We start from the raw sequence: 20,525 nt of genomic DNA, 5'->3' as shown, positions 1-20,525 counted from the left end.
GCACCGGCCCCATGATGAGGACCTTGCTGGTCCGCGGCATGCTCGCGGGCCTGATCGCCGGTGTCTTGGCGACCCTTTTCGCGTACTTCCTCGGTGAGCCTTCGGTCGAGACCGCCATCGGTCTCGAAGGCGGCGCCGCGCATTCGCACAGTGCCCCGGGTGCGCACGAGCACGCTCCCGCCCCGGCCGAACCGGAGGAGGAAGAGCTCGTCACGCGCGGTGTGCAGAGCACCGTCGGTCTGCTGACCGGCGTCGGCCTGTACGGCGTCGCCGTCGGCGGGCTGTTCTCGCTCGCGTTCGCCTTCGTCTACGGGCGGCTCGGCACCCTGCGGCCGCGGGTGACCGCGGCGCTGCTCGCCGGCGGCGCCTTCGTGGTCGTGTTCCTGGTGCCGTTCTTGAAGTACCCGGCGAATCCCCCGGCCGTCGGCCAGGCGGGCACGATCGGGAGCCGGACTTCGCTGTACTTCGGCTTCGTCGCGCTTTCGCTGCTGATCGGCCTGCTCGCGGCGGCGTTCGGCCGGAAGCTGGCCGACAAGCTCGGCGCCTGGCGCGGCGGCCTCCTCGCCGCGGGCGGGTACATCGTGCTGATCGGGGTGGCGGCCGCGCTGCTGCCGTCGATCGACGAAGTTCCCGACGGGTTCCCCGGTTCCACGCTGTGGACCTTCCGGCTGGCGTCGGTCGGTACGCAGGTGGTGCTCTGGACCGCGCTCGGCCTGACCTTCGGGGCGTTGGCCGAGAAGGCGTTGAAGACCAAGGAAGCCGTTCGGGCTTAAGCCCCGGGCGGTACGAACGGCAGGCCTCCGTCGACACCGTCCTCGATCAAGCGCCAGAGAGCGACGGTGTCGACGTGCTCCTCGACGGCGTCGGCGAGCCGGTCCAGCATGCTCTCCCGGAGCGTGCCGAACCCGGGCGCGCCCTCGGCCGGTGACCAGTCCGCGACCTCGCCCAGCCAGGCGCGGCGGAAGCCGTCGTTCTCGAAGGCGCCGTGCCACATCGTGCCCCACACCGCGCCCCGCCGGTATCCGTCCAAAAAGGACTCGGCGGGGCCGGTGGCGGTCACGGTGCCGTGGTGGATTTCGTATGCCTCCACCGACTGGCCGCGCCATTCGCCCGAGGGCCGGGCCAGCACCTTGTCCGCGCCGAACGTGACCCGCGTCGGCAGCAGGCCGAGACCGGGGACGGTGCCCGCGCCCGATTCGACGTCGTCCTCGATCTCGGCGGCGAGCATCTGATAGCCGCCGCAGATCCCGAGTACCGGACGGCCCGCCTCGGCCCGCGACCGCACGGCGTCCGCCAGACCGCGGGCGCGCAACCACGCCAGGTCGTCCACGGTCGCGCGGGAACCGGGCAGGATCACCACGTCGGCGGAGCGGACCGTGTCCGGGTCGGCCGTCAGCGCGACCGAGACACCGGGCTCGGCCGCGAGCGCGTCGACGTCGGTCGCGTTGGAGGCGCGGGGAAACCGCACCACCGCGACCCGCAGGGAGCCGCCGGACGCGCCCCAGCCCGCGGCGGCCAGCGCGTCCTCCGAGTCGATCCACACCTGGTCGAGCCAGGGCAGCACGCCGAAGACCTCGCGGCCGGTGAGCTTCTCCAGCGTCTCCAGTCCCGGCCGCAGCAGGCCCACGTCACCGCGGAACTTGTTGACCAGCCAGCCGGAAACCAGCGCCTGATCCTCCTTGGACAGCAGCGCGAGCGTGCCGAACATCGCGGCCATGACCCCGCCGCGATCGATGTCGCCGACGACGACCACGGGCAGGCCGAAGCGCCGCGCCAGCCCCATGTTGACGTAGTCGCCCTCGCGCAGGTTGATCTCGGCCGGGCTGCCCGCGCCCTCGCACAGCACGACGTCGAAGCGCGTCCTCAGTGCGGCGAAGGTGTCGAAAGCGATCTCGGCGAGCCCGGCCCGGCCGGTCGCGTACTCCCCCGCTTCCAGCGTGCCGAACGGTTTCCCGAGCGCGACGACGTGGCTGCGGCGGTCGCTCCCGGGTTTCAGCAGCACCGGGTTCATCGCGGCTTCGGGTTCGACCCGGGCGGCCCGTGCCTGGAGCCATTGCGCGCGGCCGATCTCGGCGCCGTCCGCGCACACCATCGAGTTGTTCGACATGTTCTGCGACTTGAACGGCGCGACCCGCACGCCCCGGCGCGCGAGCCAGCGGCACAACGCGGCGGTCACCAGGCTCTTGCCCGCGTCCGAGGTCGTCCCCGCGACGAGCAGGCCGCTCACCGGGTGACCGCGACCGCGACGGCGAGCGCGGCGAGACCGACCACGCGCGACAGCCGGACGGCGCGGCGCACGTCCACCGGTTCCGGTTCGCGGCCCTCGCCGAGGACGCCGCGGCTTTCGGTGCGGCCGCCATAGCTGTTCGTCCCGCCCAGCCGGACCCCGAGCGCGCCCGCGAAGGCGGCCTCGACCTGGCCGGCGTTGGGGCTCGGATGATGTTTCCCGTCGCGGCGCCAGACACGGAACGCGGATCCGGCGAACCCGCCCGCGAGCGGGGCGGCCGCCACGGTCAGCGCCGCGCCGACGCGGGAGGGCACCAGGTTCGCCAGGTCGTCGGTCCTGGCCGAAGCCCAGCCGAAGTTGGCGTATTTCGGCGAGCGGTAGCCGACCATCGCGTCGAGGGTGTTGAGCGCGCGGTAGCCCAGCAGACCTGGGATCCCGGCGACCGCTCCCCACAGCAACGGCGCGACGACGGCGTCCGAAGTGTTCTCCGCGATGGACTCCGTGGTGGCGCGCGCGAGTTGTCCGGTGTCGAGATCGGTGGCGTCGCGAGCGCACAGGTGCGACAGCCGCCGTCGCGCGGCGGGCAGGTCGCCCTCGTCGAGCAGCCGGGCCATGTGCGCGCCCTCGGCCGCGAGCCCCCGGCCGCCCAGAACCACCCAGGTGGACGCCGCGGTGAGCGCGAACCGCGCGAAAGGACGCTTTCGGGTCACGACCTGGGCCGCGACACCCAATCCGGTGACAGTGCCCGCGCAGACGGCGGTGTACGCCGCGCCCCGCACCTTCGAATCGGCCCAAACCCGCTGCTCAAGGGCTTGCGCGGCGCGGCCGAAGCCCGCGACGGGATGCCTACGCCGTGGATCTCCGAACACGGCGTCGGCGACGTAGCCGGTAACGAGTCCGGCTGCGGTGGCGGCTTGTCGGAGTGGCACGTGGCGAACCGTAGCGCGTGCACGAGAATGCGGGGTATGACCAAGCTGACGCATCGCCTCGCGGGGGTTCTCGAGTCCCTCGCGAGGGCACTTCGCCGCTACTCGCGCGACGACGGCAAGGTGCTGATACTGGGCGGCGTCCGCTCTGGGAAGTCACACCACGCCGAGGGCCTCGCGTCCCGCCACCCGCACCTGACCTACGTCGCGCCCGGACTGCCGCCGAGCGCCGACGATCCCGAATGGGCCGCCCGGGTGGCCGCGCACCGCGCGCGACGGCCCGCCAACTGGAAGACGATCGAGACCACCGATCTGGCCACGGTGCTGCGCACGGCGACGCATCCGCTGCTCATCGACTGCCTCGGCACCTGGATCAGCCGGGTGCTCGACGAGGTCGGCGCCTGGGAGCAGCGCAAGGGCTGGGAACGGCGGCTCGACGACCGGCTGGAGGACTTCCTGGCGGCGTGGGCGCAGGCCGACGTGCCGGTGATCGCGGTCAGCAACGAGGTCGGCAGCGGTGTGGTGCCCGCGACGGTGTCCGGGCGCGTGTTCCGTGATGTGCTGGGCGCGTTGAACAACCGGGTGTCCGCCGGGTCCGATCGGACCGTGCTGGTCGTCGCCGGACGGATGCTGGACCTGCCTTAGGGAGCCTGACGATGTCTTTCGCCATCCCCACCCCGGACGCCGCCGCCGAAGCCGCCGCACGCGCCAGGCTCGACGGCCTGGTCAAGCCGCTGGGTTCGCTCGGTAGGCTCGAAGACCTGGCGGCCTGGCTCAGCGCGGCGCACGGCACCGTCCCGCCGCGGCCGCTCGACGACGTCCGCGTGGTCGTGTTCGCCGGTGACCACGGGGTTTCCGGGATGTCGGCGTATCCGCGCGAGGTCACCGCGGCGATGGTCCGGGTGTTCCTGGCGGGGAAGAGCGGCGTCGGCGTGCTGGCCGCGCTGTCCGGGGCGAAGGTGCGGGCGCTGGACATCGCCGTGGACTGGGACGGCGCGGACGTGCCCGCCGAGGTCACCGCGCACAAGGTCCGGCGGGGTTCCGGTTCGATCGACGTCGAGGACGCGCTCGACGAGGGCGAGGCGCGGACGGCGTTCGAGCACGGGCTGGCGATCGCGGACGAGGAGATCGACGGCGGCGCGGATCTGCTCGTCCCCGGTGACATGGGGATCGGCAACACGACGATCTGCGCGGCCGTGGTCGCTTCGGTGCTCGGCCTGGCGGCGGAAGAGGTCGTCGGCACGGGCACCGGGATCGACGAAGACGGGCGAGCGCGGAAGGTCGCGGTCGTCGAGGCGGCGCTGACCAGGGCCGGTGCGGTGAAGGACCCCTTCGCGGTATTGACCGCTCTCGGCAGCGCCTGTCTCGCCGCGACGGCGGGTTTTCTCGTGCAGGCCGCCGTTCGCGGGGTGCCGGTGCTGCTCGACGGCGTGTTCTCCGGGGCCGCCGCGCTCATCGCGCGCGAGATCGCGCCGGGCGCCGAGCAATGGTGGCTGGCCGGACACCGGTCGACAGAGCCTTCGCAGGCGTACGCGTTGAAGGCGCTCGGGCTGGAGCCGATCCTCGACCTCGGGCTGCGGCTCGGCGAGGGCAGCGGCGCCGTACAAGCGGTGCCGACGCTGCGGGCGGCGCGGGCGATCCTCGCGGACATGGGCCTGCTGGCGGATCTGGCTTGATCGCCGACGCGCTGAAAATGGCCGTCGGGACCCTGACCACGGTCCGGGTCCCGGCGCCGAAGCTGATCGACCGGCGGGTGGCGGGCGCCGCGATGGTGCTCGCTCCGCCGGCCGTCGTCCCGCTCGCCGCCGTCGCCGCGGTGATCGTCTTCCTTGGCGAGCTGATCGGTTTGTCCGCTTTCGCGTCGGCGGCGCTCGCGGTGGGCGCGGTGGCGCTGGGCAGCCGCGGGCTCCATCTGGACGGGCTCGCCGACACGGCCGACGGACTCGGCGCCTCCTACGACCGCGAACGGGCGCTCGAAGTCATGCGGCGCGGGGATTCCGGGCCGACCGGGGTCGCGACCCTGGTACTGGTGCTGCTCGTCCAGGTCGGCGCGCTGGCCGGGGCGATCTCGGCGGGCCACGGGGTCGCGGCGGCCGCGCTCGCGGTCTTCGCCGGACGCGGTGTGCTCTCGCTGTGCTGCGCGCGCGGTGTCCCCTCGGCCCGCCCGGACGGGCTGGGCGCGACCGTCGCCGGCTCGGTGCCGGTGTGGACGGCCGCGGTGGTGTTCGCCGTGCTCGCGGGCGCGGCGGCGCTCGTTCTTCCGTGGTGGCACGGGCTTGTCGCGGTGACGCTGGGGTATCTGGCCGCGTCGGCGCTGCTGGCGCGGTGCGTCCAGCGGTTGGGCGGGATCACCGGGGACGTGCTCGGCGGCTGCGTCGAGGTGGCCGTCGCGGGCGTTCTGCTGGGCTTGTCCTTCTGAGTCGGCGAGGTCGCGATGCCCCCAATGTGGCATTGGGGACGTTGAGCGTCCCCAATGCCACATTGGGGGCACTTGCGCGCGGGGTCAGGAGGGTTCCGGGACGGCGTCGGCCGTCAGCTTCTCGTCGATCTCCGGGATCCAGAAGCACAGTTCCAGGGTCTTCATCCCGGCCCAAAGACTGAGTTTCCGGGCCTGCGAGACCAAGGTGAGCGACGCGGACAGGAGCAGCACCGCGAGCACCGCCGCGACGAACGGATGTTTCCCGGCGAAGATCTCGACGATCGCCGCGACCGCGCCCAGCAGCAACGGCGGCGCGCAGTTGCGCACCATGAGCCCGGACGCGCGCAGCCTCGTGACGTCGACCGCGACCTCCTTGTCGTGCAGTTGCAGCGCACACAGCAGGAGATGCGTGTTCTCTTTCAGGAACGCACGGTCCTTCGCCGCAGGCGAGCGCTTGAGGAACACCTCGACCGGGTTCCGATCGCGCCTGCGCGGCACGATCCGCTCCAGCGCCTCGCCGAGCGGGTAGGCCAGATAGCCCAGCAGGAAACTCAGCACCACGATGACGACGACCAGCATCACGGTCGGAACGCCACCGATGCTCGCGGCGGTCAGGATGTGGAGCTTCGCCCCGAGGTAGCCGAAGAACGCGACGTACAGCGCGCCCGGGATGGTGTAGGCGAAGAGATCGAAGACGCCGATCACGAAGTTCACCGGCTCATCCAACCATCTTCAGCGCGGGGTGTGGTCGTGAGTGACGATTCGTGTTGCCGGGCCGGAAGGCGTGACTCGCGTGATCAGAGACGTGACTCGCGTGATCGGGCGGCGAACTCGCGTGATCAGACGGACGACAACACCTCGGCGAGGGCGGCCAGGAACCGGTCCACTGTCTCCCGGTCCCGCACGGCGATCCGCAGGTAGCGCGAGTCCAAGCCCGGGAAGGTGTCCCCGCGCCGGACCGCGAAACCGTGCTCCCGCAACCGTTCCCGAACCATGTCCGCACCGGGAAGGCGCACGAGCACGAAAGGACCGCGCGGCTCCCCCTGCACCTCTACGCCCAGCCCGGTCAGGCCCGAGACCAGGTACTCCCGGTCCGATTCCGCCGACACCGCGAGCTTCTCGGCTTCCTCCAGCGCCGCCGGACGGCAGCACGCCACCACGGCGACGGCGGCGAGCGAGGACACCGACCAGGGCGGCTGGACCGCGCGCAGACTGTCCACAACGGACTCTTCCGCTAGGACGTATCCGGCGCGCAGCCCGGCGATCCCCCAGGTTTTCGTCAGGCTCCGGAGGACGGCGAAACCCGGTTGTCCCGCAACGCTTTCGGTCTCGCCGGGAACGGCGTCGAGGAAGGCTTCGTCGACGACGACCAGTCGGCCGGGGCGTCGCAGAGCGAGCAGGTCCGCGGCCGGGTGCAGCACCGAAGTCGGGTTCGTGGGGTTCCCGACGTAGACCAGGTCGGCCTCTTCCGGAACGGATCCGAGGCGGAAGCCGTCGTCATCGGAGAGCAGCACCCGGTGCACGGGATGGCCTGCCGCGCGCAGGGCGGCTTCGGGTTCGGTGAACTGCGGATGCACGACCACCGCGTGCGCAGGTCGCAACGCCGTGGCCAGCAGCGTGAAGGCCTCGGCCGCGCCCGAAGTCACCAGCACCTGGGACTCCGGCAACCCGTGCCGGCGAGCCACCGCGGTCACCGCGGCGGTGACGTCCGGATACGCGGCCAGGTCGTCCAGGGCCGCCGCCAGTTCGGCGCGCAGCCAGGCGGGCGGCGCGGGGAGCCGGACGTTGACCGCCAGATCGACGAGCCCTTCGCCGACCTCGCGGTCTCCGTGGTGCCAGAGGTCGTAGTCAGCCATGGGCGTGGACAGCGGCGGCGAACCGCTCCGCGAGTTCGGGGTAGCCCGCCCAGTGGACGTGCAGGTACGACGCGTGCAGCGACGCCGACGCGAAACCGTCGGGGGTGCGGTCCCAGCCCCAGGCGGGTGTCGGACCACTGCCGGGTTCGACGATCGTGCGGTGGAACTCGTGGCCTGTGACGCGCTGTCCGGCGACGGTCAGCACGGTGTCCGCGGGCGAGAAAGCCTTGCGGTAGCCGAGTTTCCCGCGCTTGGTCATGGTGGCCGAAGCGTCGAGGACACCGGTCATCGGCATCCCGTCGATGTCCTGGCACAGGTACAGCAGCCCGGCGCATTCGGCCACGACGGGCATTCCGTCGCCGACAGCGCGAGCCACCGCGGTCCGCAACGGGACGTTCGCCGACAGCTCTTCGGCGTGCACCTCGGGGAAGCCGCCGCCGAAGTACAGCCCGGCGCAGCCCTCGGGAAGTTCCTTGTCCTGCAACGGATCCACCTCGACGACGTCGACACCGGCGGCGGCGAGCAGTTCGTCGGCCTCGGTGTAGCGGAAGGTGAACGCCGGACCGGCCGCGACGGCGACGACCGAACGCCGTCCGTCATGCGCGAGCGAAGGCCGCCAAGGCTCGCCTGAAAGCCGGGGCGCCGAGCGCGCGACCTGGACGACGGCGCCGAGGTCGACGCCCTCGCTGATCCATCCGGCCAGTTCCGGCAGCAGCCGCTCCGACTCGCTCGCCCGTTCCGCCGCCGGGACCAGACCGAGGTGACGGCTGGGCGCGTGGATCTCTTCGTTGCGGTACAACGTTCCCAGCAGCGGGACGCCGGTCGCCTCCAGCGCGGTGACGATCTCGTCCGCGTGCCGCTGCGAGCCCAGCTTGTTGAGGATCACGCCGGCGAGCCGGACGCGGGTGTCGTACTGCGCGAACCCGAGCACGGTCGCCGCGACACTGCGCGACGCCGCCGAAGCGTCCACCACCAGCACGACCGGGGCGTCCAGCAGCCGCGCGACATGCGCCGTCGACGCGTAGCCCTCGGTGCCCAGCGCCCCGTCGAACAGGCCCATCACGCCTTCGATGATCGCGATGTCGGCCCCGGCGGAACCGTGCCGCAGCAACGGGATCAGCTGATCCTCGCCTTGCAGGAACGGGTCGAGGTTGCGGGCGGGCCGCCCGGTGGCCAGCGCGTGGTAGCTCGGGTCGATGAAGTCGGGGCCGACCTTGTGGCCGGACACCTTCAGCCCTCGCGCGCGCAACGCCGCCATGAGACCCGCGGCGATCGTGGTCTTGCCGTGCCCGGACCCGGGCGCGGCGATGACCACGCGATTCACCATTCGATGCCTCGCTGGCCCTTTTGCCCGGCGTCCATCGGATGCTTCACCTTGGTCATCTCGGTGACCAGGTCCGCCGCCTCGATCAGCTCCGGCGGCGCGTACCGGCCGGTGATCACGACATGCTGGTGGCCGGGACGCGAAGTCAGCGTCGAGACGACGTCGTCGACTTCGAGCCAGCCCCATTTGAGCAGGTAGCTGAACTCGTCGAGGACGTAGAAGTCGTGGGTCTCGGCGGCGAGACGGCGTTTGATCTCGGCCCAGCCCTCGCGGGCGTTGGCGGCGTGGTCCTCGTCGGACCCGGACTTGCGCGCCCAGCTCCAGCCCTCGCCCATCTTGTGCCACTCGACAGCGCCGCCCTGGCCGGTGTCTTCGTGCAGCTTGCCGAGCGCGCGGAACGCGGCTTCCTCGCCGACACGCCATTTCGCCGACTTGACGAACTGGAACACGCCGATCGACCAGCCCTGGTTCCACGCGCGCAACGCCATCCCGAACGCGGCCGTGGACTTCCCCTTCATCTCGCCGGTGTGCACGGCGAGCAAAGGACGGTTGCGACGCTGACGCGTGGTGAGCCCGTCGTTCGGCACCGTTTCCGGTTTGCCCTGGGGCATTACGCCGCCTTTCCGGAGATGCGGCTACGGACGGCGCCCGCGAGGGTGTCGGCGGCGACCTCGGTGACCGGAACGTGTTCCGCGCCCAGGTGTTCCGCCAGTTCCGCGGCGAGCCCGAGGCGCATCTTCCCGCTCTCGCAGTCCATCACGACCGAAGTCACGTTCCCGGCCAGCAATCCGGCCGCCTGCTGTGCCCGTTTGACGGCGTCCGCGCCGCTGGTCGCGCGGCCGTCGGTGACGACGACGAGCAGCGGACGCCGCAGCGGATCCCGGACGGCCTCGATCCGCAGAACCCGTGCCGCCTCAAGGAGTCCCTCGGCCAGCGGGGTCCGGCCGCCGGTCGCGAGACCGTCCAAACGGGACGCCGCGGCGTCGACGCTGATCGTCGGCGGGAGCGCGAGTTCGGCACCGGAGGCCCGGAAAGTCACCAGGCCCACCTTGTCGCGGCGTTGATAGGCGTCGAGCAGCAGCGAAAGCACGGCGGTCTTGACCTCACGCATCCGCTGGCGCGCGCCCATCGAGCCGGACGCGTCGACGCAGAACAGCACCAGGTTGCCCTCGCGCCCTTCCCGCCGGGCGAACCGCAGGTCCTGGGACCGCACCACGAGTCCGGCGCCGCTGCGGCCGCGAGACCGCTGGTGCGGCGCGGCCGCGCGCACGGTCGCGAGCAGATGCGGGTGCCCGTCCTTGGTCCCGGCGGGCTGGACGCCGATGGTCCGCCCGTTGTCGGTGATCGCCCTCGACCGCCGTCCGGCGGCGCCCTCACCGGTGCCCTTCACCTCGAAACGCCTGGCACGAAAGGCTTCCCCGGCACCGACCGGCTTCTGGTCACCGCCGCTCCGTCCGCCTCCCGACGGCTCTTCGCCACCTTCCGACGAAGACGGCGGCGGCCCCGAAGCCTCGCCGCCCTCCGGCGGGGTACCGGAACCGGGACCGTCATCGTCGGGGCCGGGGTCCTCGGGCTGCGCGTCCTGGAGCGCCTGCTCCAGCTGTTCCTCGGAGATTCCGGGCGCGTCGAAGGGATTGCGGCGACGGCGGTGCGGCAGCGCGAGCCGGGCCGCGACCCGGACGTCCTCGGTGGTGACCTCGGTCCGCCCGGCCCAGGCGGCGTGCGCGACGGCGGTCCGCGCGGTCACGATGTCCGCGCGCATGCCGTCGACCTCGAACGACGCGCACACCTCGGCGATCTGCCGCAGCGCGTCGTCCGGCAGTTTGACCGACGGCAGAAGTCGTTGCGCCGCCTCGATGTCGGCCGCCAGTTCGGCGTCGGCCGCCGCGTACTGGCCGGCGAAACCGTCGGGGTCCGCTTCGTAGGCGAGCCGCCGCCGGACGACCTCGACGCGCAGTTCGGGATCCCGGCTCGACGCGACCTCGACGGTGAGCCCGAAGCGGTCCAGCAGCTGCGGCCGCAGTTCGCCTTCCTCCGGGTTCATCGTGCCGATCAGCACGAACCGGGCGGCGTGCGACACCGAGACACCCTCGCGTTCGACGGTCGCGCGGCCCATGGCGGCGGCGTCGAGCAGCGTGTCGACCAGGTGATCGTGCAGGAGGTTGACCTCGTCCACGTACAGCAGCCCGCGATGCGCGGCCGCGAGCAGGCCGGGCTGGAAGTCGGTGACGCCGTCGGCGAGCGCGCGTTCCAGGTTCAGCGAACCGATCACGCGGTCTTCCGCCGCGCCGACCGGCAGTTCCACCAGCCGCGCGGGACGGCGATGCGCGGCCGAACCCTCGGCGTGCGGGCCGTCCGGGCAGGCCGGGTCGGGTTCGACGGGGTCGCAGGAGAACCGGCAAGCGTCCACGACGTCGACGCCGGGCAGCAGTCCGGCCAACGCGCGCACCATCGTGGACTTCGCCGTGCCCTTCTCCCCGCGCACGAGCACCCCGCCGACAGCGGGCGAGATGGAGGACAGCACCAGCGCCAGGCGCAGATCCGGCATCCCCACAACGGCGGTGAACGGGTACGGCTTCACAGCACTCCCTCATCCTCGACGATCCGGTGCGATCATCGCATAGGAAAACCGTCGTCTAGCGTGACCGAGGTGCGCGAAAAATCACCCCTGACGGTCGTCGGGATCGGGACCGACGGCTGGTCCGGCCTGTCCGGGCAGGCCAGGGAAGCGGTGCTTCGTGCGGACGTCGTCGTCGGCGCGCCGCGCCAGCTCGCGTACCTGCCGGCCGGGGTGAAATCCGAACCGTGGCCAAGCCCGCTCCTGCCCGCCCTGGACCACTTCCTCGCGGGCCGAAGCGGCGTCTGTGTGCTGGCCAGCGGCGATCCACTCCTGTCCGGCATCGGCACGACGCTGATCCAGCGCGGCTACGACGTCGAGGTCCTGCCCGCGCTCTCCTCGGTGACGCTCGCCCGCGCGAGGCTCGGCTGGTCGGCGGAGGAGACCGAGGTGGTGACGGTCGTCGGCCGCGCGATCGGCCGGGTGAGCCGGGCACTGGCGCCCGGCCGGAAGATCCTCGTCCTCGGCGCGAACGCCGAAGACCTGCTTGACCTGCTCAAAGCCCGCCGGTACGAGAAGAGCCGCGTCACCGCGCTGTCCGACCTCGGCGGCCCCGACGAGCGGATCGGCCCCGGTTCGCTGACCGTGTTCGCCATCGAGGCCGACGGCCCCGCACTGCCGCTGACCGGGCTGCCGGACGACGCTTTCGAGCACGACGGCCAGCTCACCAAACGCGACCTGCGCGCGTCCGCGCTGGCCAGGCTCGCGCCGTCACCCGGTGAGCTGCTGTGGGACGTCGGCGCGGGCGCGGGCAGCGTCGGGATCGAGTGGTCCCGCGTGCATCCGCTGAACCGGGCGATCGCGATCGAGCGGTCGCCGGAGCGAGCCGCCAGGATCACCCGGAACGCGCACGCGCTCGGCGTCCCGGAACTCGACGTGGTGATCGGCGCGGCCCCGGACGCACTCGAAGGGCTGAGCAGGCCGCACGCGATCTTCATCGGCGGCGGGCTGACCGTGCCCAGGGTGCTGGACTCCTGCCTGGCGACCGGCGCGCGGATCGTCGCGCACGGCGTGACCCTCGAATCCGAACAGGCCCTGGCCCGCGCGTACACCGAACACGGCGGCGAGCTGATCCGCGTCGGCGTCGAGCAGGCGGCGCCGCTGGGCGGATTCACCGGCTGGACCCCGGCGCGAGCCGTGACACAGTGGAATCTTCGGAGCAAACCATGACCGTCCACTTCATCGGCGCCGGTCCCGGCGCCGCCGACCTCATCACCGTGCGAGGCCGTGACCTGCTGGGCCGCTGCGGAACCTGCCTGTACCCCGGCAGCATGACGCCGACAGCGCTCCTGGAGTACTGCCCTCCGGAGGCGGTGCTCGTCGACACCGCGAACCTCGACCTCCCCGCGATCGTCGAGCGGATGGTCGAAGCCCACAGAGGCGGCCACGAGATCGCACGGCTGTGCTCGGGCGATCCGTCGATCTACAGCGCTGTCGCCGAACAGATGCGCCGCCTCGACGCGGCCGGTGTCCCCTACGACGTCACCCCCGGCGTCCCCGCGTTCGCCGCCGCGGCCGCGTTGCTCAACCGCGAACTGACCGTGCCCGAGGTCGGCCAGAGCCTGGTCATCACCCGCGCCCAGGCCCGCTCCACGGCCATGCCGCCGGGTGAGACGCTGGCGAACTTCGCGCGGACCGGCACCACGCTCGCGCTGCATCTGGCGATCAACCGCATCGAGCAGGTGGTCGACGAACTGCGGCCGTTCTACTCCGAAGACTGCCCGGCGGCGGTGGTCGCGCTGGCGAGTCAGCCGGGTGAGCAGGTGTTGCGCGGCACGCTCGGCACGATCGCCGCGCAGTCCCGTGCGGCCGGGATCAGCCGCGCCGCGATGATCTTCGTCGGAGAAGTCCTTGCGGCCGAAGGATTTCCCGATAGCTTTCTCTATTCGGCCACTCGGGATCGCGCGAACCAACCGGAGTCACTGTGAAGAGTCTGCGCTGGGGCCTGCTGGCCGCCGGGACCATCGCCGCCGAGTTCGCGGCGGGCGTCGAGGAGAGCAAGCACGGTGTCCTCGAAGCCGTCGCCGCCCGTTCCGGTGACCGGGCGGCCGAGTTCGCGAGCCGCTTCGAGATCCCTAAATGCTATGGCTCCTACGAGGATCTGCTCGCCGATCCGGACGTCGACGCGGTCTACATCTCGACGCCGCATCCGATGCACGGCGAGTGGGCGATCCGGGCGGCCGAGGCGGGCAAGCACATCCTGTGCGAGAAGCCGCTGACCGTGTCGGTCAGTGAGGCCGAAAAGGTCATCGAAGCGGCGCGGGTCAACGACGTCTTCCTGATGGAGGCGTTCATGTACCGGCTGCATCCGCAGATCCGGCGGCTGGCGGAGCTGATCTCGTGCGGCGCCATCGGCGAGGTCCGCGCGGTGGACGTCGCCTTCAGCTACAACTTCGCCGTGCCCCGGCTCACCGATCCGGCGCTGGGCGGCGGCGGGATCTTCGACGTCGGCTGTTACTGCACCTCGCTCGCACGGCTGGTCTCGCAGGCGGCGACCGGACAGCAGGTCGTCGAGCCCGAGGAGGTGCTCGGGATGGCGCGGCTCGACGCGAACGGCGTCGACGAGTTCGCGTCCGGGCTGCTGCGGCTGCCGGGCGGGATCATCGCGCAGGTGTCCTGCGGGTTTCAGCTGACGCAGGACGACCACATCCGCGTCTACGGCTCGCAAGGGCAGCTGTACGTGCCGAAACCGGCGTGGATCCACGAGATGCGCAAGCCGAAGACCTCGCGGATCGTCCTCACGCCGGAAGGCGGCGAGCCTGAGGTGATCGAGGTCGAAGCGACTCAAGGCCTCTTTGCTCGCGAAGCCGACCACGTCGCCACGCACCTCGCCGACCGGCAGGCACCCGAACTCACCTGGGCCGAAACGCTCGCCAACCTGCGCACGCTGGAACGGTGGCGCGCGGCCGTGGCGCGATGAAGCTGCTGATCCTGGGCGGCACCGGCGAAGCACGGGAACTGGCCACAGCGCTGGTCAAGCAAGGCGAGCACGTCGTGTCTTCGCTGGCGGGCCGCGTCGCGCGACCGAAACTCCCCGACGGCGAAACCCGTGTCGGCGGCTTCGGCGGCCCGGAAGGTCTCGCGCGCTGGCTGACCGAGAACGACGTCGACGCGATGATCGACGCCACCCACCCTTTCGCCGAGCGCATCGGCGCCAACGCGGCCGAAGCCGCCCGCTCGACGGGAACGCCGCTGCTCAGGCTCGCCAGACCGGGCTGGACCGAACAGCCCGGCGACACCTGGCACTGGGCCGACGACCTCGACCACGCCGCGCGACTGCTGCCGGCTTTGGGCGAGCGCGTGTTCCTCACCAGCGGACGTCAGGGGCTCGCCGCTTTCGCCGGCCTCGGCCTGTGGTTCCTGATCCGGTGCGTCGACCCGCCCGAGGCACCGCTCCCCCGGCGGCACGAAGTCCTGCTCGACCGAGGGCCGTACACGCTGGAGAGGGAACGCGCGCTGATGGAACGGCACGACGTCGGGGTGCTCGTCACCAAGGACAGCGGCGGCGCGATGACCGCCGCGAAGCTCACCGCGGCTCGCGGGCTCGGCCTCCCGGTGGTCGTCGTCCGGCGTCCGCGACGTCCCGAAACAGCCAGCGTGACGTCGGTTCGGGACGCCCTAACCTGGATCGGGGTCGCGACGAAGGGCAGCCCTGCGTAAGCCGTTCGGACCAGACCCGTTAGCGTTGCGCCGATGCGTTTGATCGCTGTCACGCTGGGGTTGCTCTCCGCCTTGTGCGCATTGGCTTTCCCCTTCCTGCCGGTGGTGCAGGACACAGCGGAGGTCGTCTGGCCAACGGGCGGCGACACCCGCTCCGTCAACGCGCCCTTGACCGGGTACTGGGCCCAGGACCTCCGTGTCGACCTGCCGTGCACGACCGTCCGGTCGCTCGACGCGCGTTCGCAGGGCCAGGCACTGCTGTTCTCCACCGTGCCCGACGGCCGCACCGACCCGCGCGCGGGCAAGGGTGTCGGGCTGCAGCTGCGCATCGACAACGGCGTGCTGCTCGCGTCGAGCCAGGGACAGCAGATCGTGCAGCAGCCGCTGCCCGAAAACAAATGCGACATCAAGCTTTCGGCCGACGCGAACCAGATGACGCTGACCGTCGCCGAGACCGTGGTGTTCCACGCCGAGGGCGACGTCCGGCCTCGGCTGGTCGGGATCTACTCGTCGATCAACGCGGGCAAGGACCCGATCGCCGGCCTGCACGTCTCGGTCGTCCCGGACACCCGCTACCAGACGTCACCGACGGTGCTGAAGTGGATCGTCGGCGTGCTCGCGGCGCTCGGCTTCATCGGCTGCCTGATCGCGGTGTGGCGGATGGACTCCGGGTCCGCCCGCCGCGCTCCGCGCTGGGCGCCGGTCGGCTGGTGGCGGCTGACCGCCCGCGACGCGACGGTGATCATCGCGCTCGGCGCGTGGGTCTTCATCGGCCCGGTCACCTCCGACGACGGCTACATCCTCACGATGTCGAGAGTGGCCGAAGAGACCGGCTACCTCACGAACTACCACCGCTGGTTCGGCGTCGCCGAGGCCCCGTTCGGCTGGTTCTACCACGTGTATCAGCTGATGGCGCACGTCAGCACGGTGCCGCCGTGGATCCGGCTCCCGTCGTTCCTGCTCGGCGTGCTGAGCTGGCTGCTGATCAGCCGCGAGGTCATGCCCCGGCTCGGCACCCAGGTCCGGATGAGCCGCGCGGCCGGCTGGGCCGCCGCCGCGGTGTTCCTGGTCTGGTGGATGCCGTTCAACAACGGTGTCCGGCCGGAACCGGTCGCCGCGCTGGGCTCGCTGCTGGCGATCTGCGCCGTCGAACGCGCGCTGGTGACCCGCCGCCTGCTGCCGCTGTGCCTCGGGCTGACCGCCGCCGGGTTCACCCTGGCCGCGACGCCGACCGGGCTGATCGCGGTCGCCCCGTTCCTGGTCGCCGCGCGCCCGCTGTTCAAGCTGGTCCGCCAGCGCGCCGAGAACGGCTGGCTGCCGGTGCTCGCGCCGGTGCTGGCCGCCGGGCTGCTGGTGCTGGTCGTGGTGTTCGCCGACCAGACCTTCGCCACCGTGCAGGAGGCGACCCGGATCCGCACCCTGGTCGGCCCGAACCTGTCGTGGTTCCAGGAACTCGCGCGCTACCAGTTGCTCTTCGAAAGCCTGCCGGACGGGTCGGTGCCACGCCGGTTCCCCGTGCTGCTGGTGCTGCTGTGCACCGGGACCTGTCTGGTGGTGCTGCTGCGCCGCGGCCGGATCCCCGGCGCCGCGCTCGGCCCCAGCCGTCGCCTGATCGGCACGGTCGCGCTGTTCTTCCTGCTGCTGGCGCTGACCCCGACCAAGTGGACGCACCACTTCGGCGCGTTCGCCGCGGTGGGCGCGGCCATGGCGGCGCTGACCGCGCTGGCGACGAGTTCGACGGTGCTGCGGTCGAGACGGAACCGGGCGGCGTTCCTCGCCGGGCTGCTCGTGGTCGGCGCGCTGGCCGCGACCGGGCCCAACTCGTTCTGGTTCGTCTCGAAACTCGGCGTGCAGTGGACCGCGGTGGCGCCGTCGATCGGCGGGATCCCGCTGTCGACGATCCTGCTGGTCGCGGCCGCGATCTCCGGGATCTACGCGTTCGTGGAGAACGTCCGCGCGCACCGGCCCGGTCAGCAGGCGGGACCGCAGGAAGGACGGAGCCGCTCGCTGCGGCTCGGGTCGCTCTCGCTGGTGGTCGTCTGCGGTCTGATGGCGACGGGCGAGTTCGTCAGCATGGCGTGGGCGATCCACAACCAGCAGGGGTCTTACAGCCTCGGCGCCGCGAACTTCGGGCATCTGTTCGGCAAGAGCTGCAACCTCTCCGACCACGTGATGGTGGAACGCGACGCCGCGACCAGCATCCTTCGGGCCCAGCCCGAACAGCGGACGGTGCCGGTCAAGAAGGAGGAGCCGCCCGCCGGGCAGACCCCGCCGCCGTTGCCCGATCCCGAGCAGGACAACGGCCGCGTGCAGACCGGGTTCCACACCCGCGCGATCGACGACAAGGACCCGCTCGCGGAACCTCCGCACGGCTTCAAGCCCGACGAGGTGCCGATGTGGAGCAGCTTCCTCGACCCCGAAACGCGGGCCGGACGGCTGCGCAGCGACTGGTACGCCCTCGCCGAAAAGCCCGCCGACGGCCAGATCGTGGTCGCCACCGCGGGCGCGGCCCGGCGGCCGACGTCGGTCAGCCTCGACTACGGCGTGAACACCCCCGAAGGCGTGAAGGTCGTCCGCAGCCAGTTCGTGCTGCCGCCGGGTGCCGGGACCAACGGCTGGAACGACACCCGGATCAACCTGCGCGACCTCCCGGCCGAGACGACGTCCGTGCGGATCAACATCGTCGACAACGACCTCACCGAGGACGGCTGGATCGCCGCGTCCGCGCCGCGCGTGCCGACGTTCACCACGCTGACCGAGAAGATCGCGGGCAAACCGGTGTACGTCGACTGGCCCGCGTCGTTCGTCTACCCGTGCGTCGAGCCGGTGACCTCGCACGACGGCATCTCGAAGATGCCCGAGTACCGGATCACCGCGGGCGCCGTCGCCGACGAGGCGAACTGGGCGTCCAGCACCAACGGCGGCCCGATCGGCTGGCTCGAAGAGGTCGCCGCCGAACCCGAGGTGCCCAGCTACCTGATCGGCCAGCCCAGCCAGTCCTGGGGCCAGCTGCTGCAGGTCGAACCGTTCACCGAGGGCATCGCGCCGACGATCATCCACGGCGAGAAGGTCGTGCCCGGCTGGTGGTCGCCGGGTCCCGGCCCGCGGCAGCCGAACGGCAAGGACCCGACCCGCTAGACGTCACTCGCGTGTCTGAACCCGTGACTCGCGTGTTTGGAGGCGGAACTCATGAGTTCCGGCTCCAAGCACGCGAGTTCCGCCTCTGATCACGCGAGTCACGGGTTCCATCACGCGAGTTACGGGGTCAGGCTCGTCAAAGCGGCCGGAAGCGCACCCTCGTGGAGGACGCCGAGCCGCTGCGTAGCGCGCGTAAGCGCCACGTAGAGCTCAGCCGCGCCGCGCGGGCCATCGGCCAGGATCCGTTCCGGGTCCACGACGAGGACGGCGTCGAACTCGAGCCCCTTCGTCTCCGAGGCGGGCACGGTGCCCGGCATCCCCGGCGGCCCGATCACGACGCTGGTGCCTTCACGCCCGGCCTCGTCCTTGACGAACTCCTCGATGGCGCCGGCCAGGGAGTCCGCGGAGACCTGCCGCGCCCACGGCCGGACACCGTTGGACCGCACCGATTCCGGCGCCCGGACGTCCGGCGCGAACTCGGCGAGCACCGACGCGGCGACGGCCATGATCTCCGACGGCGTGCGGTAGTTCACCGTCAGCGACCGGTACACCCAGCGGCCCGGCACGTACGGCTCCAGCATCGCGCCCCACGACCGCGCCCCGGCCTCGGACCGGCGCTGCGCCAGATCCCCGACGACGGTGAACGACCGGTTGGGACAACGCCGCATCAGCACCCGCCAGTCCATTTCGGACAGTTCCTGCGCCTCGTCGACCACGACGTGCCGGTACGTCCAGTCCCGGTCCGCCGAGGCACGCTCGACGAGGCTGCGCGTGTCGTGCTCGACGAAGCGGTCGGCGAGTTCGTCGGCGAAGAGGAGGTTCTCCGCCGACAGCATGACGTCCTCGTCCATCTCCTCGCGGTCGAGCTTCATCGTGTCGAGCACACCTTCCGCGTACTCGGCCTCGGCCTTCTTCTCCCGCGCGAGGGCCTTCTCCGCCGCCTGGTCCGCGGTCTTGTCGCGGCCGAGCAGATCGACGAGTTCGTCGAGCAGCGGCGTGTCCGACACCGTCCAGGCTTCCCCGTCCGCGCGCAGCAACGCCTGATCGGCACCGGCCGCGCGAAGCCGTTCCGAGGACGAGAACAGCGACCCCAGCAGGCTTTCGGGCGTCAGGATCGGCCAGAGCTCGTCGAGCGCGGTGGTGAACGTCTCGCTCTCGGCCAGTTCCTTCAGCAGGTCCTTCCGCAGTCGCTCCCATTCGTCACGGTCGTCCCGGCTGAGCCAGCCGCGGCCGATCCGCGCGATCGCCCGCTCGGTCAGGACGTAGGTGACGATGTCGGTGAACGTCACCCTCGCTTCGTTGTGCGGCAAGCCACTCTTGCGCGCCTCGTCCCTGGCCCATTCCGCGGTCTCGGCGTCGATCCGGACCGTGACGTCGGCCAGCTCGATCAGCACCGGCTCCTCCGGCAGCCGCTGACGGTCGGCGACGGCGGCCTTGAGGACGTCCAGCATCTTCAGCGACCCCTTGAGCCGCGTCGCCTCCGGACCGTCCTCGGCGGTGACCTGCTTGCCGGGCACGAAATCACCGGTGGTCATGAACACCACATCGGTCTCGCCCAGCGACGGCAGGACCCGCCCGATGTGGTGCAGGAACGCCGGATTCGGCCCGACCACGAGCACGCCGTGGCGTTCCATCCGCTCGCGCTGCGTGTAGAGCAGGTACGCGACGCGGTGCAGCGCCACCACGGTCTTGCCGGTGCCCGGCCCGCCCTCGATCACGAGCACCCCGGGGTGCTCGTGCCGGATGATCTCGTCCTGTTCGGCCTGGATCGTCGCGACGATGTCGCGCATCCCGTCGCCACGCGGCGCGTTGACGGCCGCGAGCAGCGCCGCGTCACCCTCCGCGTCGCCGCCGGGGCGGCCGAACACCTCGTCGGTGAACCCGAGCAGCTCACGCCCGTGCGTGTGGAACTGACGGCGACGGCGCATCTTCTCCGGCGTCGCGGCGGTCGCGGTGTAGAACGGGCGCGCCGCCGGGGCACGCCAGTCGAGCAGCACCGGTTCGTAGTCGTTCTCCTCGTCGAAGAGACCGATGCGGCCGATGTGGGAGGTCTCCCCCGCGAGGCTGTCCAGCCTGCCGAAGCACAGGCCGTTGTCCACGACGTCCAGCCGCCGCGACTCCCTGCCCAGCGCGCGCACCTCGACGTCGCGTTCCATGGCCGTGCCGCCGGTCCCGCCCAGCGCGGCCTGGAACTCCCCCTTCACCCGCGCGCGTTCGGCGTCCAGGCGCGCGTAGAGCCCGGCGACGTAGTCGCGTTCGGACCGGAGCTCTTCTTCATGACCCTGAGTTGACACAGACTCCCATTTCGCCAGGTTTCGGCTACGGCGAGTGAGTCTGAAGCATGACCGGGGTCTTGTG

At 71.5% G+C, this 20,525-nt stretch carries 17 protein-coding genes; 9 read left to right on the top strand and 8 right to left on the bottom strand.

Annotation, left to right across the window (positions count from 1 at the left end; translation table 11 throughout):
- The first annotated feature begins 11 nt into the window (after nt 1-11).
- A complete protein-coding gene (locus ACFWMR_RS18750; RefSeq protein WP_378379254.1) occupies nt 12-773 on the top strand; it encodes a CbtA family protein in 762 nt (253 codons plus the stop codon).
- On the opposite strand, the gene ACFWMR_RS18745 is transcribed toward ACFWMR_RS18750, so the two are convergent.
- Nucleotides 770-2,227 carry a cobyric acid synthase gene (locus ACFWMR_RS18745; protein ID WP_378379253.1) on the bottom strand — a complete coding sequence of 486 codons (1,458 nt, stop codon included), beginning with the start codon at nt 2,225-2,227 and terminating at the stop codon, nt 770-772. The two genes, ACFWMR_RS18750 and ACFWMR_RS18745, sit on opposite strands and share 4 nt — an antisense overlap.
- Entirely contained in the window at nt 2,224-3,156 is a 933-nt protein-coding gene (locus ACFWMR_RS18740; RefSeq protein ID WP_378379252.1) for a cobalamin biosynthesis protein, read from the bottom strand. The genes ACFWMR_RS18745 and ACFWMR_RS18740 overlap by 4 nt, the downstream gene beginning before the upstream one ends.
- 36 nt (nt 3,157-3,192) lie before the next feature.
- On the opposite strand from ACFWMR_RS18740, the gene ACFWMR_RS18735 reads away from it, so the two are divergent.
- Genes ACFWMR_RS18735 through ACFWMR_RS18725 form a run of 3 tightly spaced genes read left to right on the top strand, consistent with a single transcriptional unit; the run spans nt 3,193 to nt 5,572 of the window.
- On the top strand, nt 3,193-3,798 hold the full coding sequence (locus ACFWMR_RS18735) for a bifunctional adenosylcobinamide kinase/adenosylcobinamide-phosphate guanylyltransferase (protein WP_378379251.1): 606 nt from the start codon (nt 3,193-3,195) through the stop codon (nt 3,796-3,798).
- An 11-nt stretch (nt 3,799-3,809) separates the two neighbouring features.
- Nucleotides 3,810-4,829, top strand: coding sequence for a nicotinate-nucleotide--dimethylbenzimidazole phosphoribosyltransferase (cobT, locus tag ACFWMR_RS18730; RefSeq protein WP_378379250.1), 1,020 nt, complete (start codon nt 3,810-3,812; stop codon nt 4,827-4,829).
- Nucleotides 4,826-5,572: an adenosylcobinamide-GDP ribazoletransferase gene (locus ACFWMR_RS18725; RefSeq protein WP_378379249.1), complete on the top strand. Its 747-nt coding sequence runs from the start codon at nt 4,826-4,828 to the stop codon at nt 5,570-5,572. Before cobT ends, ACFWMR_RS18725 begins: the two co-directional genes overlap by 4 nt.
- Nucleotides 5,573-5,656: 84 nt before the next feature.
- Here the strand turns inward: ACFWMR_RS18725 and ACFWMR_RS18720 are convergent, their stop codons facing one another.
- The 5 genes from ACFWMR_RS18720 to ACFWMR_RS18700 form a co-directional block, all read right to left on the bottom strand.
- Entirely contained in the window at nt 5,657-6,286 is a 630-nt protein-coding gene (locus ACFWMR_RS18720) for a hypothetical protein (protein WP_378379248.1), read from the bottom strand.
- A 125-nt stretch (nt 6,287-6,411) separates the two neighbouring features.
- Nucleotides 6,412-7,428 carry an Rv2231c family pyridoxal phosphate-dependent protein CobC gene (gene cobC / locus ACFWMR_RS18715; RefSeq protein WP_378379247.1) on the bottom strand — a complete coding sequence of 339 codons (1,017 nt, stop codon included), beginning with the start codon at nt 7,426-7,428 and terminating at the stop codon, nt 6,412-6,414.
- Nucleotides 7,421-8,755, bottom strand: coding sequence for a cobyrinate a,c-diamide synthase (locus ACFWMR_RS18710; protein WP_378379246.1), 1,335 nt, complete (start codon nt 8,753-8,755; stop codon nt 7,421-7,423). Before ACFWMR_RS18710 ends, cobC begins: the two co-directional genes overlap by 8 nt.
- Nucleotides 8,749-9,363: a cob(I)yrinic acid a,c-diamide adenosyltransferase gene (cobO, locus tag ACFWMR_RS18705; protein WP_093933672.1), complete on the bottom strand. Its 615-nt coding sequence runs from the start codon at nt 9,361-9,363 to the stop codon at nt 8,749-8,751. Before cobO ends, ACFWMR_RS18710 begins: the two co-directional genes overlap by 7 nt.
- On the bottom strand, nt 9,363-11,333 hold the full coding sequence (locus ACFWMR_RS18700) for a putative cobaltochelatase (RefSeq protein WP_378379245.1): 1,971 nt from the start codon (nt 11,331-11,333) through the stop codon (nt 9,363-9,365). Before ACFWMR_RS18700 ends, cobO begins: the two co-directional genes overlap by 1 nt.
- A gap of 60 nt (nt 11,334-11,393) precedes the next feature.
- Here ACFWMR_RS18700 and cbiE point away from each other — a divergent pair, with 60 nt between their 5' ends.
- The 5 genes from cbiE to ACFWMR_RS18675 are packed head-to-tail and all read left to right on the top strand — an operon-like array spanning nt 11,394 to nt 18,167.
- A complete protein-coding gene (gene cbiE, locus ACFWMR_RS18695) occupies nt 11,394-12,539 on the top strand; it encodes a precorrin-6y C5,15-methyltransferase (decarboxylating) subunit CbiE (protein WP_378379244.1) in 1,146 nt (381 codons plus the stop codon).
- Nucleotides 12,536-13,297, top strand: a complete 762-nt coding sequence (cobM, locus tag ACFWMR_RS18690; protein ID WP_093933675.1) for a precorrin-4 C(11)-methyltransferase — start codon at nt 12,536-12,538, stop codon at nt 13,295-13,297. The genes cbiE and cobM overlap by 4 nt, the downstream gene beginning before the upstream one ends.
- A complete protein-coding gene (locus ACFWMR_RS18685) occupies nt 13,294-14,289 on the top strand; it encodes a Gfo/Idh/MocA family protein (RefSeq protein WP_378379243.1) in 996 nt (331 codons plus the stop codon). The genes cobM and ACFWMR_RS18685 overlap by 4 nt, the downstream gene beginning before the upstream one ends.
- Nucleotides 14,286-15,029: a cobalt-precorrin-6A reductase gene (locus ACFWMR_RS18680; RefSeq protein ID WP_378379263.1), complete on the top strand. Its 744-nt coding sequence runs from the start codon at nt 14,286-14,288 to the stop codon at nt 15,027-15,029. Before ACFWMR_RS18685 ends, ACFWMR_RS18680 begins: the two co-directional genes overlap by 4 nt.
- Nucleotides 15,030-15,062: 33 nt before the next feature.
- A complete protein-coding gene (locus ACFWMR_RS18675) occupies nt 15,063-18,167 on the top strand; it encodes an arabinosyltransferase domain-containing protein (protein ID WP_378379242.1) in 3,105 nt (1,034 codons plus the stop codon).
- 119 nt (nt 18,168-18,286) lie between these two features.
- On the opposite strand, the gene helR is transcribed toward ACFWMR_RS18675, so the two are convergent.
- Nucleotides 18,287-20,461, bottom strand: coding sequence for an RNA polymerase recycling motor ATPase HelR (gene helR / locus ACFWMR_RS18670; RefSeq protein WP_378379241.1), 2,175 nt, complete (start codon nt 20,459-20,461; stop codon nt 18,287-18,289).
- Between the last annotated feature and the right edge of the window lie 64 nt (nt 20,462-20,525).

This window comes from Amycolatopsis thailandensis (assembly GCF_042723255.1).
In the GTDB taxonomy this organism is placed as follows: Bacteria; Actinomycetota; Actinomycetes; order Mycobacteriales; family Pseudonocardiaceae; genus Amycolatopsis; species Amycolatopsis thailandensis.
This window is presented reverse-complemented; position numbering and strand designations above follow the sequence as displayed.